Source organism: Streptomyces sp. NBC_00028, from assembly GCF_045041065.1.
Lineage (GTDB): Bacteria > Actinomycetota > Actinomycetes > Streptomycetales > Streptomycetaceae > Streptomyces.
Genome location: NZ_CP108293.1, coordinates 9,128,049 through 9,142,119, shown reverse-complemented (window position 1 = coordinate 9,142,119; position 14,071 = coordinate 9,128,049). Strand labels below are relative to the sequence as shown.

General features: G+C 70.4%; 14 protein-coding genes. 9 read left to right on the top strand and 5 right to left on the bottom strand.

Annotated features, from left to right (window positions below):
- Positions 1 to 117: 117 nt before the first annotated feature.
- Both OG885_RS41425 and OG885_RS41420 read left to right on the top strand, forming a co-directional pair.
- A complete protein-coding gene (locus tag OG885_RS41425; protein WP_405741425.1) occupies positions 118 to 873 on the top strand; it encodes a TetR family transcriptional regulator in 756 nt (251 codons plus the stop codon).
- Between the two features lie 162 nt (positions 874 to 1,035).
- A complete protein-coding gene (locus OG885_RS41420; protein WP_405743121.1) occupies positions 1,036 to 1,449 on the top strand; it encodes a Zn-ribbon domain-containing OB-fold protein in 414 nt (137 codons plus the stop codon).
- 145 nt (positions 1,450 to 1,594) lie between these two features.
- Here the strand turns inward: OG885_RS41420 and OG885_RS41415 are convergent, their stop codons facing one another.
- Positions 1,595 to 1,981, bottom strand: a complete 387-nt coding sequence (locus OG885_RS41415; RefSeq protein WP_405741422.1) for a PPOX class F420-dependent oxidoreductase — start codon at positions 1,979 to 1,981, stop codon at positions 1,595 to 1,597.
- 123 nt (positions 1,982 to 2,104) lie between these two features.
- On the opposite strand from OG885_RS41415, the gene OG885_RS41410 reads away from it, so the two are divergent.
- From OG885_RS41410 to OG885_RS41400, 3 genes are all read left to right on the top strand, one after another.
- Positions 2,105 to 3,181, top strand: a complete 1,077-nt coding sequence (locus tag OG885_RS41410) for a hypothetical protein (protein WP_405741419.1) — start codon at positions 2,105 to 2,107, stop codon at positions 3,179 to 3,181.
- Positions 3,182 to 3,232: 51 nt separating this feature from the next.
- Positions 3,233 to 4,054 carry an SAM-dependent methyltransferase gene (locus tag OG885_RS41405; protein ID WP_405741416.1) on the top strand — a complete coding sequence of 274 codons (822 nt, stop codon included), beginning with the start codon at positions 3,233 to 3,235 and terminating at the stop codon, positions 4,052 to 4,054.
- Positions 4,055 to 4,164: 110 nt separating this feature from the next.
- A complete protein-coding gene (locus OG885_RS41400; protein WP_405741413.1) occupies positions 4,165 to 5,544 on the top strand; it encodes a S1 family peptidase in 1,380 nt (459 codons plus the stop codon).
- Positions 5,545 to 5,648: 104 nt separating this feature from the next.
- On the opposite strand, the gene OG885_RS41395 is transcribed toward OG885_RS41400, so the two are convergent.
- Together OG885_RS41395 and OG885_RS41390 are read right to left on the bottom strand one after the other, a co-directional pair.
- Positions 5,649 to 5,813 carry a hypothetical protein gene (locus OG885_RS41395; protein WP_194082231.1) on the bottom strand — a complete coding sequence of 55 codons (165 nt, stop codon included), beginning with the start codon at positions 5,811 to 5,813 and terminating at the stop codon, positions 5,649 to 5,651.
- 137 nt (positions 5,814 to 5,950) lie between these two features.
- Complete coding sequence (locus OG885_RS41390) at positions 5,951 to 7,114, bottom strand: ROK family protein (protein ID WP_405741410.1); 1,164 nt, start codon at positions 7,112 to 7,114, stop codon at positions 5,951 to 5,953.
- A gap of 168 nt (positions 7,115 to 7,282) precedes the next feature.
- On the opposite strand from OG885_RS41390, the gene OG885_RS41385 reads away from it, so the two are divergent.
- Genes OG885_RS41385 through OG885_RS41370 form a run of 4 tightly spaced genes read left to right on the top strand, consistent with a single transcriptional unit; the run spans position 7,283 to position 11,789 of the window.
- The gene (locus tag OG885_RS41385) at positions 7,283 to 8,248 is read left to right on the top strand and encodes a carbohydrate ABC transporter permease (protein ID WP_405741407.1); all 966 of its coding nucleotides are present in this window, start codon (positions 7,283 to 7,285) and stop codon (positions 8,246 to 8,248) included.
- A 19-nt stretch (positions 8,249 to 8,267) separates the two neighbouring features.
- A complete protein-coding gene (locus tag OG885_RS41380) occupies positions 8,268 to 9,194 on the top strand; it encodes a carbohydrate ABC transporter permease (RefSeq protein ID WP_405741404.1) in 927 nt (308 codons plus the stop codon).
- A 10-nt stretch (positions 9,195 to 9,204) separates the two neighbouring features.
- The gene (locus tag OG885_RS41375; protein ID WP_405741401.1) at positions 9,205 to 10,548 is read left to right on the top strand and encodes an ABC transporter substrate-binding protein; all 1,344 of its coding nucleotides are present in this window, start codon (positions 9,205 to 9,207) and stop codon (positions 10,546 to 10,548) included.
- A gap of 41 nt (positions 10,549 to 10,589) precedes the next feature.
- The gene (locus OG885_RS41370; RefSeq protein ID WP_405741398.1) at positions 10,590 to 11,789 is read left to right on the top strand and encodes a Gfo/Idh/MocA family protein; all 1,200 of its coding nucleotides are present in this window, start codon (positions 10,590 to 10,592) and stop codon (positions 11,787 to 11,789) included.
- 29 nt (positions 11,790 to 11,818) lie between these two features.
- On the opposite strand, the gene OG885_RS41365 is transcribed toward OG885_RS41370, so the two are convergent.
- Together OG885_RS41365 and OG885_RS41360 are read right to left on the bottom strand one after the other, a co-directional pair.
- A complete protein-coding gene (locus OG885_RS41365) occupies positions 11,819 to 12,517 on the bottom strand; it encodes a L,D-transpeptidase family protein (RefSeq protein WP_405741396.1) in 699 nt (232 codons plus the stop codon).
- Positions 12,518 to 12,608: 91 nt separating this feature from the next.
- Complete coding sequence (locus OG885_RS41360; protein ID WP_405741393.1) at positions 12,609 to 14,063, bottom strand: PLP-dependent aminotransferase family protein; 1,455 nt, start codon at positions 14,061 to 14,063, stop codon at positions 12,609 to 12,611.
- Positions 14,064 to 14,071: the final 8 nt, after the last annotated feature.

The window sequence follows — 14,071 nt, the reverse complement described above, 5'->3', positions numbered from 1 at the left end:
TCAAGCGTATCGATCACTTCCGATCAATACGATCGCGCAAGCGCTCTAGTGCACTGAGTCCCCCAGCTGGAGAGCACTGAGTGCCATACCGGACGTACCGGTGCTACGTTCCCGTCCATGAGCTCCAGCAGCGCGGCGCCCCGGCGCGGCGAGAAGACGGAAACGGCGGCCACCAAGCCGCCCATGCGCGACGCCCTGGTCGCGGCGGCGTTCCAGCTGTTCCTGGAGCGGGGGTACGAGCAGACCACGGTCGACGACATCGTGACGCTCGCCGGGGTGGGCCGGCGGTCGTTCTTCCGCTACTTCCCCTCCAAGGAGGACGTGGTCTTCCCCGACCACGAGCGCTCCCTGGCCGACGTGACCGACTACCTCGCCGCCGGCGACGACGCGGACGACCCGGTGCTGCGGGTCTGCGAGGCGGTCCGGCTGGTGCTGCGCATGTACACCGAGAACCCGACCTTCTCCGTGCAGCGCTACCGGCTCACCAAGAAGGTTCCGGGCCTTCGCGCGTACGAGCTGTCCGTGGTGTGGCGCTACGAGCGCGCGTTCGCGGAGTATCTCCGCCGCCGCCTCGCCGGACGGCGCGACGGGTCCCTGCGGGCCGACGTGATCGCGGCGGCCGTCGCCGCGGCGCACAACAACGCGCTGCGGTCCTGGCTGCGCTCGGACGGCAAGGGCGACGTCGGCACGGAGATGGACCACGCGCTCGGCTACGTCCAGTCGGCCTTCGGCCCGTCGCCCGCGCCCACCGGCCCCGGGGACGCCGAGGACTCCGAGGACGTGGTGGTGCTGGTGTCCCGCCGCGGGGCGCCGCTGTGGCGGGTCGTCCAGGAGATCGAGGCCACGCTGGAACGGGATCCGGGACAGCACTGACGCCTGGCAGGGCGACGCAAATTCAGGGTACCGAGTGCCTTTACGGATGACACTGAGTGCCATACGCTGCGGATGTGCACGGTGGCACAGAGCGCCGCGCACATCCGTGCCCGGGTGACCCGCGCACGGGGGATTCCGGTCGAGCGCAGGGAGTTGACCAGCGTGTACCACTTCTCAGGAAGCGTTGCTCATCAGGCATCCGGTTCCGCGGCGGCGGTCCTCGAACCCGCGGCCCCCGATCAGAACGCCATGGTCTTCCAGCGCTGCAACTGGTGCGGCACCGCCATGTACCACCGGCTGCTGTGTCCGGTCTGCCAGGGCAGCGATCTGCGCACGGAACGCAGCGAGGGCACGGGGACGGTCCGGCACTCCACGGTCGTGCACCGCAACACGCCCGCCGCGCGCAACGTGTCGATGATCGAGATGGCCGAGGGCTTCGTCGTCCGCGGCCGGGTCATGGGCCCGCCCATCGGCATCCACAGCGGCGACCGGGTCCGCCTCTCCACCGCCAAGGACCCCGTCCGCGGCGAGCCCGTCTTCCAACTGCTCGACGAGCCCTACCGCGCCTGGACCTGACGGCAGGAGCGGCGAGCGCACCCGCCGCGAGCTCGACCAGCCGGGCCAGCCGACGCCCGACCGCGGCATGCCGTCCCACCGCTCAGCCCCCATCCCCCTGGGGACGCCTTCCCCTGGAGCGGAGCGCCCCTGCTCGCTCCCCCGTTCAGTCCGTCAGCGTCACCCGGATCCCCACCGTGCCCTTCGTCCCCCGGCGCAGTCGGCTGCCGAGCAGGGTCAGACGTCCGAGGATGCCGTACTTGCGGGCGATGAGCTTGCGATAGCGGGCGGTCGTGTCCGCGTCGCAGATCTCCGCGGTGCCGGGGACCGACTCACCGGTGGGATTGCCGCGCAGATCGCACGGCCCGACGAGGACATCGGCGCGGGCCCTGATCCGCTTCACCTTCCAGGAGTCCGCGGCGGACCACACCCCGAGCATGTCCCCGTCCCGGACCACCCATACCGGGGTGGGTACCCCGGTGCCGTTCTTGCGGAAGCTCGTGATCAGCAGATAGCTGCCGGCCGCGAGCCGGTCCAGCGTCGTGTCACTCATGCCCGGAGTCTAGGCAGCGGCCCCTCGGCGCGCCCGCCTCGGGTGGGTGCACGGGAACAATTCGGTTCACCTCGCGGAGCGCACGAGGGATGCTGGGGGTGGCGGACGGACAGGGAGCTTCGCGTGACAGGGAATCCCGAGGAGGGCGTACGAGGAGCGGTCGCGGGGACGCTCGTCGAGGTGGCCTGCGACGAGTCGGGGTCGGACGGCGAGAACCTCACCGGCGGCAACACGGACGTGTTCGCGCACGGCAGTGTGGAGCTGCCCGTGGAGACCGCCGCCGCGTACCTCCTGGAGCTGCGGGAGCGGATCCGGTCGCCCGCCGAGGAGTACAAGGCGAACCATCTGCTGCGGGAGAAGCACCGGGCGGCGCTGGAGTCCCTGCTCTCGGCCTCGGGGCCGCTGTACGGGCACGCCCATGTGCATCTGACCGAGAAGACGTACTTCGTCGTGGACCGGGCGGTCGCCCTCCTGCTGGACGACAGCGCCGACAGCGCCGTCGGCGCCGACGGTGACGCTTCGGGGGTCCTCGCCCTCTACCGGCAGGGCCCGGCGGACTTCGGCCCGGACCGATGGCGGAGCTTTCTGGAGGCGGCGAACCACCTGCTGCGCGTACGCGGCAACGGCGAACCGGACGAGCCCGTGGCCGCGTTCTTCCGTACGCTCGCCGCCCTGCGCCGCGCCGCGCCCCGGCCGGAGGTGGCGCGGACCCTGGAGCGGCTGGCCGCGACGCGGACGCGGGCCGACGCCTACCGGGCCCGGGTCGGGGAGCACTATCCGCTGATCCCCGCGCTCAATCCGCTGCTGCCCGCGATCGTCCACACGGCCGCGCACTGGAGCGCGGGAGGCCGCCGTACGGTCCGGCTGGTCCACGACCGGCAGAACATGCTGACGCCGGACCGTATCGCCTGGATCGAGGAGACGGCCGGTCGGGCGGGCGTCGGCTTCGACGGCATGGAGCTGGTCCAGGCGCGGTGGGATCCCCGGATCCAGCTGGCCGACTTCCTCGCGGGGATCGCCCGCAAGATCGCCTCCGACGTGCTCAACGGGCGTGGCGATCCGGCGCTCGTGGCGCTGCTGCGCCCCTATGTCGGGCCGACGTCCGTGTGGGGCGACGAACGCAGCTGGGCCGTGCTCTCGCCGAACGCGCTGAACGGAGTTGCCTCCGCACCCTCGGCAGAGGCCAACCTCGCGGTCTAGATTGCGCGTTGTCGTCGTATCCGAGCAGGCACTCCAGGAGAACAGAGCCCCGTGACGGACCACTCGCCGGCCACCGCCGCGTCCCTGCGCAGCCGGATCAACACGCTGCAACCGCACACGGCCCGGATCTGGAACTACTGGCTGGGCGGCGGGGACTACTACGAGGTGGACCGGGTGGCGGGCGACCGGATCCGGGAACTCCATCCGGCCATCGACGAGTACGCCCGCGCCGACCGCCGCTTCCTGGGCCGTGCGGTGCGTCATCTCGTCGGCGAGGCGGGCGTCCGGCAGTTCCTCGACATAGGAACCGGGCTGCCCACCGCGGAGAACACGCACGAGGTCGCCCAGCGCCTCGCCGCCGACGCGCGGGTCGTCTACGTCGACAACGACCCGCTCGTCCTCACCCACGCCCGCGCCCTGCTCACCGGTACGCCCGAGGGCCGCACCGACCATCTCGACGAGGATCTGCGCAATGTCGACGCCATCCTCCAACGGGCCTCCGCCACCCTGGACTTCACCCGCCCGGTCGCCCTGATGCTGCTCGGTGTGGTCATCTTCATCGGCGACGACGAGGACCCGTACGGCCTCGTGCGCCGGCTCATGGACGCGTTGCCGGCCGGCAGCCATCTCGTGCTGTCGCACACCGTCGTGCACCCGGGCATGCCGGACGTGGACGAGGCCGTCCGGTTCTGGAACGAGCACGGCACGCCCCGGCTGACCCAGCGCGCCCCGGAGGCCGTCGCCCGCTTCTTCGACGGTCTGGACGTGCTGGCGCCGGGAGTCGTGTCGTGCTCACGCTGGCGCGCCGAGTGCGTGGATGGGACGGAGCCGCCCGAGGTGGCCCTCTACTGCGGGGTCGGTCGCAAGAACTGACGCCGACCGCTTGAACACTGCGGCCCCGGTGCGCGTATGAGGGGAGGGCACTCGACTTCCGCGCGGCCCCGCGGTGTTGTCGCCGCACGTTCGGGGTTCGGGAGCCATGCATGAGGCACGCACGACGACGGATGGTCCGGCGAGCGACACGGCTGGCCGCCGTCGGCGGACTCCTGTTGGGCGGAACGATGGTGACCCGTGCCGTCGCGAGCGAACCCGAGGGAACCCCCGCCCTTCCTCGTACGACCGCCGCGTCGGCGGCGCAGACGGGCACCGATCTGGTGGCCCGGCTGGGCACTTCGCGTACGGCGGGCAGCTGGATCGGTACGGACGGGCGGCCGGTCGTCGCCGTCACCGACCAGAAGTCCGCCGCCGAGGTGCGCCGGGCGGGCGCCACGGCGAAGGTCGTCCCGCACAGCATGGACGAGCTCAAGTCGGCGACCGGCACGCTGCGTTCGGCGCCCCGGGTGGCCGGCACGGCGTGGGCCCTGGACTACCGGACCAACGAGGTGGTGGTACGGGCCGACAGCACCGTCTCCGCCGGCGACTGGAAGCGGCTCACCGAGGTCGCCGAGGGCATCGGCGGCTTCGTGCGCATGGAGCGCGCCGAGGGCACGTTCACGCCCCGCGTCAACGGGGCGCAGCCGATCCTGTCGACCGGCGGGCGCTGCTCGGCCGGCTTCAACGTGACGAACGGAACGCAGGACTTCATCCTCACCGCCGGGCACTGCGGTCCCACCGGTTCGGTCTGGTTCGCGGACAACCGGGGCCGGACTCAGCTCGGCAAGACGACCGTGCAGAACTTCCCGGGTGCCGACTTCTCCCTGGTCCAGTACGACAGCGGCAAGGCGGGCGACGGTGCGGCGGTCGTGGCCGTGGGCGGCGGCAAGGGGGTGCAGATCACGGGGGTGGCCGATCCGTCCGTGGGGCAGCGGGTGTTCCGCAGCGGCAGCACGAGCGGTCTGCGCGACGGGCAGGTGACGGCGCTGAACGCGACGGTCAACTACCCCGAGGGCACGGTGACCGGTCTGATCGAGACGAACGTGTGCGCCGAACCCGGGGACAGCGGCGGGCCGTTGTTCTCCGAGGGGATCGCGCTCGGCATCACGTCGGGCGGCAGCGGTGACTGCACGGCGGGCGGTACGACGTTCTTCCAGCCGGTGACGGCGGCACTGAACCAGCTCGGGGTGCAGCTTCTCGTGGCGGCCCCCGCGGGTGGCGCACAGCAGGGCGCCTCGCCGGCCCCCTCCGCCTCCGCCCCGCAGGGCGCGAGCGCTCCCGGTGCGGCCACGCCGGGGTCGTCGGCGCCCGTGACGGGCGGGGGCGCGGAGGGCGAGACGCTGCTGGCCCGGCTCACGGACACCCGGAACGTCGGTCCGGGGCTGCTGGTGGTCGGGGGCAGCATGATCGCGCTGGTGGCGACCCGGTACATCCGGGCGGAGCAGGACCGCAAGGCGTATCAGCGGTACTACTCGGCGACGTGGGGCTGAGGCACGACGTGACGTGGGGCTGAGGCCCGACGTGCGAAAAGGCACCCGTGAGAACGGGTGCCTCCAGTGGCCTTGCGTGCTTGTGGGTCTTTCGAGGAGGGACGTCAGGCCGGCTGCGGGGCCGCGGCGGCCCACTCCAGGACGAGCCGCCGGTATTCCTCGCGCTGCTCGCCGCTCAGTGTCCCGCCCGACCGGAACCACAGGGCCCGGATCTCCTCGTTGACCTCGTCAGCCGACCTATCGGAAGCCGGTTCAACAGTGGTGGACATGATGTGAAGCATACGGGGCCGCAGGTGAAGGCGCCGTGAGTAAGTACGAGCAATACGGACATTTCAGACCGTGTTGCTGATCACGTCCATCTGGCCCCCATGTTTCGGGAGTTCACCCAGGTCAACCGTGGTGGAACTCACGATTCCGCCGTCCCGAGGACCAGTACCTGGATCGCCAGGACGGCCGCGCCGCGCGCCCAGTCATGGAAGTCGGACACCTTGGTCTCCAGGTCGATCGGCGCGGCCAGCGGATGCCGGTGGAAGCGGATGGTGTCGTCCACCGCCTTGCCCGCCACGTCCATCAGACCGACGCCCTCACCGGCGAGCAGGATCTTCTGCGGCATCGCGAAGTTGGCGATCTGGGCGATGAGGACGCCCAGCGCCCGCGCGGCCTCGTCGATGACCCGGGCCGGCATGGGCTCGCCCGCGGCGGCGAGGGTGAGGATCTCCTCGTAGGTGTGGTCGCGGCCGGTGGCGGCCCGCACCTGATAGCGGATGTTGGGGATGGTCAACAGGGAGACGGCGCTGCCGCGTTCGCCCTCGGGCGTGAGCGGACCGTTCGGGTTGACGATCCAGTGCCGCCCGAAGCCGCGGTCCTCCTCGGCGTAGGGGACCCGGCGACCGCCCAGCACCAGTCCGTAGCCGAGGCCGGCGCCGATGGTGAGCACGACGAAGCGGTCGAGGCCGCGTCCCGCGCCGAACCAGGTCTCCGCCTCGACGAGCGCGGCGACGTCGTTCTCTATGACGACCGGCAATCCCGTGCGGTCCTCGACGAGTTCGGCGAGCGGGACGTCCCGCCAGTGCAGGAACGGTGACTCCCCGACGACGGAGCGCTCCTGGACCAGACCGCCCACGCCGATGCCGATGCCCGCGACCCGCGAGGGGTGGGCGCGGGCCAGGTCGTCGGCCATCTCGGCGAGCAGGTCGGCGACTTCGGCGGGGTCGTGGGTGGTGAGGGGCCGGTCGTGGCGGGCGACGATCTCGCTGCGCAGCGTGGTGACGACGCCGTAGGCCATGTCGCCCGTGACCTTGAAGCCGATGAAGGAGCGGGAGTCGGCGACCACGTCGAGCGGCTGCGAGGGGCGGCCCTGGCGCACCTCGGCGGACGCGCCCGCTTCGGGCACCTCGATCAGCAGTCCGGACTCGATGAGCGGCTTGGTCAGCCGGGTGAGGCTGCCCGCGGACAGGTCGAGGCGGTGCGCGAGCTCGGTGCGCGACAGGGGTCCGTGGACGAGCACCTCGATCGCCACCGAACGCTCACCGGGGCTCAGGGGGTGCCAGCTGGCGGCTAGTGCGGTCATGACGGTCAGTATCCCCCGTCCGTTTCTTTCGTGATGGAAGCAATATGACCACTCTAGGCGACCGACGATGGCTTGGAAAAGATGTTTGCGCGCCTCTTGACGCCCTTATTCTTTCGCCGCAAAAGTAAGTGCCCGAGGATGAGCCGCCGCAGACGAGGGAGTCTCCCGATGACCATCGCCTCCAGCAGCCCTCCGTCGCGCCTCCCCGTGGGGGGCGCCGAGGGCGTACGGACGACACCGAGAACGGGGAGGGCGAAAGCCCGGGAGGGCGGCGGGGACGGCCGGCTCGCCGCGGTGTTCCTCGCCCCGGCGCTGCTGGGCTTCGTGGTCTTCCTGCTCTGGCCCACGCTGCGGGGCATCTATCTGAGCTTCACCCGCTTCAACCTGCTGACGCCCGCGGAGTGGGTGGGCCTCGACAACTACGACCGCATGGTCCACGACCCGATCTTCTGGGACTCGCTGCGGGTCACCGTGGTCTACGTGGTCATCAACATCGGGGTGCAGACGGTGTCGGCGCTCGCCATCGCCGTACTGCTCCAGCGGCTGACCCAGTCGGCGGTGCTGCGCGGCGTCGTGCTCACGCCGTATCTGATGTCGAACGTCGTCGCGGGCATCGTCTGGCTCTGGATCCTGGACACCCAGCTCGGCATAGGCAACGAGATCATCGCCGGGCTCGGCTTCGACCGCATCCCGTTCCTCAACGACGAGACCTGGGCGATCCCGACGATCGCCCTGATCAATGTGTGGCGGCACGTCGGCTACACCGCGCTGCTGCTGTTCGCGGGCCTCCAGGCCATCCCCAACGACATGTACGAGGCCGCGAAGGTGGACGGCGCGAGCGAGGGGCGCATGTTCTGGCGGATCACGCTGCCGCTGCTGCGACCGGTCCTGGCGGTCGTGCTGATCATGACGGTGATCGGATCGTTCCAGGTGTTCGACACGGTCGCCGTGACGACCAACGGCGGTCCTGCGAACGCCACCAACGTCCTGCAGTTCTACATCTACGGCTCCGCGTTCGGCCGCTTCCAGTTCGGCTACGCCTCCGCGATGTCGGTGGCGCTACTGGTGGTGCTCAGCGCGATCACGGTGCTCCAGTATCGGATCACGCGCGCCGGCCAGACGGACCTGGGCTGAGGAGAGGGGAGACACCGACATGGCCGCTGTGACCGCAACGACGAGTCCTGTGTCCGTACGACCGCTCAGGCGCCGCCCCTCAGTGGGCCGGATCGCGGCCTGGGTGGTGATGGCCGCGATCGTGCTCGTGACGCTGCTGCCGTTCTACTGGATCCTGCGCACCGCGCTGTCCTCCAACACCGCGCTCGCCGCCCACCCCGGCGACCCGCTGCCCGTCGACTTCACCACCGGCGGCTTCGAGCGGGCGCTCGGACTCCAGTCCACGGAGGAGGCGATCGCCCAGGGCGGATCGGGCGGCGGGCTGAAGTTCTGGCGCTATCTGATCAACTCGGTCGTCGTCTCGACCCTGATCACCGTCTGCCAGATCTTCTTCTCCGCGATGGCCGCCTACGCGTTCGCCCGGCTGCGCTGGCGTGGCCGGGACAAGATGTTCGGGCTGTTCCTGGCGGGCCTGATGGTCCCCACCATCTTCACGCTGCTGCCGAACTTCGTGCTCATCAAGCAACTCGGCCTGATCGACAACCTGTTGGGCATCGCACTGCCGACGATGTTCATGACGCCGTTCGCGGTGTTCTTCCTGCGGCAGTTCTTCATGAACGTGCCCCGCGAGGTCGAGGAGGCCGCGCTGCTGGACGGCGCCGGGAAGATCAGGATCTTCTTCCGGGTGATGCTGCCGATGGCGTCCACACCGATCCTCACGCTCGGCGTGCTGACGTACATCACCTCCTGGAACGACTACTTCTGGCCGCTGATGGTGTCGTACAGCGACAGTTCGCGGGTGCTGACCGTGGCGCTCGCCATCTTCCGGGCGCAGACCCCGCAGACCGGTTACGACTGGTCCGGCCTGATGGCCGCAACTCTCATCGCGGCCCTTCCCATGCTGCTGCTCTTCGGTGTCTTCGCGCGCCGCATCGTCAGCACCATCAGCTTCACCGGCGTCAAGTAAGGGGCCAGGCATGCGAATTCGAACCGTGATGGCGCTCACCGGAGCGCTGACGCTGTCCCTGGTCTCCGGCTGCGCGCAGGGCGGCGCCGCCGGCTCGGGCGCGAACTCCGTGACGTACTGGCTGTGGGACGCCAACCAGCTGCCCGCCTACCAGGCCTGCGCCAAGGGCTTCGAGAAGGAGAACCCGGGCCTGAACGTCAAGATCACGCAGATGGGCTGGGCCGACTACTGGACCAAGCTCACCGCGAGCTTCATCGCGGGGACCGAGCCGGACGTCTTCACCGACCACATCCAGAAGTTCGGCCAGTTCGCCGACCTCAACGTGCTCGAACCACTGGACGACCTGGGCATCGACGACTCCACCTACCAGACCGGGCTCGGCGCGAACTGGGTCGGCCAGGACGGGCACCGCTACGGCGCCCCCAAGGACTGGGACACGGTCGCCCTCTTCTACAACAAGAAGCTGACCGGAGCCGCCGGCCTCACCGCCGACCAGCTCAACTCCCTGTCCTGGAACCCCAAGGACGGCGGCACCTTCGAGAAGGCCATCGCGCATCTGACCGTCGACCGCAACGGCAGGCGCGGCGACGAACCGGGCTTCGACAAGCACCACGTCGAGGTGTACGGCCTCGCCACGGGCGGCGCGGGCGACGCCGACGGGCAGACCACCTGGAGCCCGTTCACCGGCTCGGCGGGCTGGAACTACACGGACAAGGCCCGCTGGGGCGACGCCTACGAGTACGACAGCAGGACCTTCCAGTCGGTGATCGACTGGTACTTCGGGCTGGCGAAGAAGGGCTATCTCGCGCCCTTCACCGACTACACCGACGGCGCGAACCCGGCCAACGCCCAGGTGGCCTCCGGCCGGGCGGCGACCGCCTTCGACGGCGCCTGGATGATCTCGACGTACTACGGCACCAAGGGCCTCGACGTCGGCACCGCCGTCACCCCCACCGGCCCGAGCGGCAAGCGGGCCACCATGATGAACGGCCTCGCCGACTCGGTCACCAAGAACGCCCGCAACAAGGAGGGCGCGAAGAAGTGGGTGAAGTACCTGGCCTCGAACGAGTGCCAGAAGACCGTCGGCCGCTACGGCATCGTCTTCCCGGCCACCCCTGACGGCACCGCCGCGGCCGTCGCGGCGTACCGGAAGAAGGGCATCGACGTGTCCGCCTTCACCGAGCCGGTCACCGACAAGCGGCACGCCAGGACGTTCGCCTTCCCGGTCACCGACTACGCGGCGGACGTGTACGCGCTGATGCGCCCGGCCATGCAGGACGTCTTCGCCAACGACGCCCCGGTGAGCGGCCTGACCAAGACCAACGACCAGATCAACTTCATCCTCGGCCAGTAGTGAGGCCGGTAGTGACCTCAGTAGTGAAAGGCATCTCCTCCATGACGTTCTCCCTCGGCATCGTCGGCGCCGGGCAGTTCTCGGGCCAGTTCGCCAAGCTCTTCCTGGCCCACCCGGGCGTCAGCGACGTCTACGTCACCGACCTCCTCCCCGAGCGCGCGCAGCAACTCGCCGCCACCGAGGGCCTGTCGGGCACCTTCCCCTCGTACCAGGCCATGCTGGAGTCGGAGGCGGTCGACGCGGTCGCGATCTTCACCCAGCGCTGGACGCACGGCCCGCTGGTCCTCCAGGGCCTGAACGCGGGCAAGCACGTCTACTCGGCGGTCCCCATGGCGATCACCACCGAGGAGATCGCGGCGATCATCGACGCGGTCAGGGCGACCGGGCTGACGTACATGATGGGCGAGACCAGCCAGTACAACCCGGCGACCGTGCACGCCCGCAACCAGATCGCCGAGGGCGCCTTCGGGCGGCTCTTCTACGCCGAGGGCGACTACGTCCACGACATGGATCTCGGCTTCTACGAGGCGTACCAGTACAGCGGCGGCGACAACTGGAAGGCGACGGCCAGCTATCCCCCGCTGCTGTACCCGACGCACGCGGTGGGCGGGGTGCTCGGCGCCTGGCAGACGCACGCGGTGAGCGTGTCGGCGATCGGGGTCGTGGACGACCGCGGGGACGGGGTCTTCGACAAGGAGGTCAGTCAGTTCGGCAACGACTTCTCCAACGCCACCGCGCTGTTCGAGGTCGCGGGCGGCGGTTCGTTCCGTACGAACGAGTTCCGGCGGGTGGGCTACCCGTCCCACATCCGTGAGTCCCGTTTCCGGTTCTTCGGCACGGAGGCGAGCATGGAGCAGCTCGCCACGTTCGCGCTGTGGCAGGACAAGAAGGGCGTGCAGGACATCAGCGAACTCCTGGAGCCCAAGCCCACCATGGCTCCTGACGACCCGTCACTCCAGCACATCGCGCCGGACCTCCGGGCCGCCTTCACCTCCGGTTCGGCCCCGGTGCACGACCGCTCCCGGCTGCCGCGGGAGTTCGACCACCTGCACAACGGCCATGAGGGCAGCCACCACTTCCTGGTGGACGACTTCGTCACCGCGGTCAACTCCCGCACCCTGCCGTCCGTGAACGCCTGGGTGGCGGCCCGCTACACCCTGCCGGGGATCGTCGCGCACGAGTCCGCGCGGCAGGGCGGGGTACGGCTGGAGATCCCGGACTTCGGGGACGCGCCGCGGTAACACGCCTACGCCGTGGGCCGGGCGGCCGATCAGGTGCCCGGCTTGCGGCCGTACACGAAGACGTCGTCGCCCGTCTTCAGCAACGACCAGTACTTCTTGGCGGTCGTCTTCGTCATGTTGACGCAGCCGTGCGAGCCCGGCGGGTTCCACATGCTGAGGTTCACCGAGTGGAAGGCCTGGCCGCCGTCGAAGAACTGGCTGTACGGCATGGGCACGTTGTAGATGTTCGAGACGTGGTCGATGTCCCGCCAGTAGATCTTCTTCAGACCGGTGCGGGTCTCGTAGCCGTTGCGGCCGGTGCGCACCGGGACGGGCCCGTAGACGAGCCTGTTGCCGTCCTGGATCCAGCTCAGCTGGAGGGTGAGGTTGACGCAGGCGATACGGCCCTTGTTGGTCGGGCACTTGCCGTCCTTGTTGGGGTTGTTCCCCACCGCCTTCTGCTTCTTCATCAGGTCCATCACCCCCCAGGTGACGGGACCCGCGTAGCCGGCGTTCGGCGTGATGCCGTGCTTGTTCTGGAAGGCCTGGATGGCCTTGCAGTCGGTCGTCGACTGCTTGCCGTCGACCGTGAGCCCGAGGAACTTCTCGACCTGCTTCTGGTACGGGCCGGTCTGGGTGGTGCAGCTCGTGGCCGCCTGCGCGGGCGCGGTGCCCAGCGCGAGGGTGAGCGGTGCGGCCAGTCCGGTGAGAGCGAGGGCGACGGCCCCTCGTCTGCGTATGTCCCCCATGGTGGGCCTTGCCTTTCCTGTACGACGCGGTGCGTGTCCGGTGCGATCTCCCTGTTTGACCGGTGTACGGGCGCGGCGGTTGTATGCCGGTTCAGGCTGTGACGAAACGGTGAACTTCCTGCTCGTGACAGCGCCGCAGCAGCCCCACCGCCCGGGTGAGGACGTCCGGTGTCGCCGTGAACGGCAGGCGCAGATGGTGGGTGAGCGTCGTGCGGTCGGCGGCGAAGTGCGGCCCGGGTGTCACCGCCAGTCCCTGCCGGGCGGCGCGGGCGGCGAGCGCCGTCGCGGGCGTGGTGCCGAGATGCAGCCACAGCGACAGCCCGCCGTCCGGGACGGTGTACGTCCATCCGGTCCCGTCGAGGAGTTCGGCCAGGTGGTCGCGCTGGGCGCGCAGCCTGGACCGGCGGTCCGCGAGGACCGCGGGCAGCCCCTCGCCCAGCATCTCGGCCGCGATGAGCTGCTCCAGGGGTGGTGGCGACAGCTGCGGCTGGAGCGGGTTGCGCCGCAGCTGTCGTACGAGATCGGCGGTGCCCCGGATCCAGCCGATCCGCAGGCCGGTCCACAGGGTCTTGCTCGCCGAGCCGATCTGGATCACGCGCGGTCCGGACAGGTGGGGCTCGGTGCCGGGCGGGGTGCGGAGGTCGAGGTCGCGCATGGTCTCGTCGGCGATGACGGTCAGGGGCAGACGGGCGATCTCCGCGCGGGTCGCGGCGTCCATGTGGGCGCCGGTGGGGTTCTGGAAGTCGGGGACGAGATAGGCGAGCCGGGGGCTCTGGGTGCGTACGGCGGTGGCGAGATGACCGGTGTCCCAGCCCCCCTGCGAGGTCACCGGCACCGGCAGCAGACGCGCCCGGCGGCCGCGGAGGACCGCCAGGGCACCCGGGTACGACGGGCTCTCCACGGCGACGGGACGACGACGGTCGGTGTGCAGATGATCGAGGAGCAGGGTGAGCGCGGCCTGGGCGCCGGAGGTGACGAGGATCTGCTCCGGGCGGGTCGCGAGGCCGTCCCGGGTGTACCGGTCGGCCAGCAGTTCCCGCAGGCGCGGCAGGCCCGCCGTGGCGGCGCCCGAGTCGACGAGCAGGGCGGCGCTGCGCTCGGCGGCCCGGCCGAGGGCGGCGAGGTAGGCCTCGTGGGGTGCGGACGTCAGGGCGAGGGTGAGGTCGAGGTCCGCGTCGCCCGCTCCCCCACGGTCCAGGGACCAGGGGGTGGTGCGCTCGGTGAGCCGGGCCGGGAGACGGACCTGGCTGCCGCTGCCGTGCCGGGTGTGCAGCCAGCCGTCGTCACGGAGCAGGGTGAGGGCGGCGACGACGGTGCCGCGGCTGACACTCAGGACCCGCGAGAGTTCCCGCTCGGAGGGCAGCCGGGTACCGGCGGGCAGCCGCCCGTCGACGACGGCCTCGCGGACGGCGGTCGAGAGGGAACGCGCGAGCGGTCCGGGCCGCTCACGCCAGGGTCCGAGGGTGGCGGCGAAACCCGGGGTCATGGGCACGGCCCGGTCGTCAACGGGTGGGCCGCTCTGCCGCGGGGCCGGTCCGGTCGTCATCGGTCCAG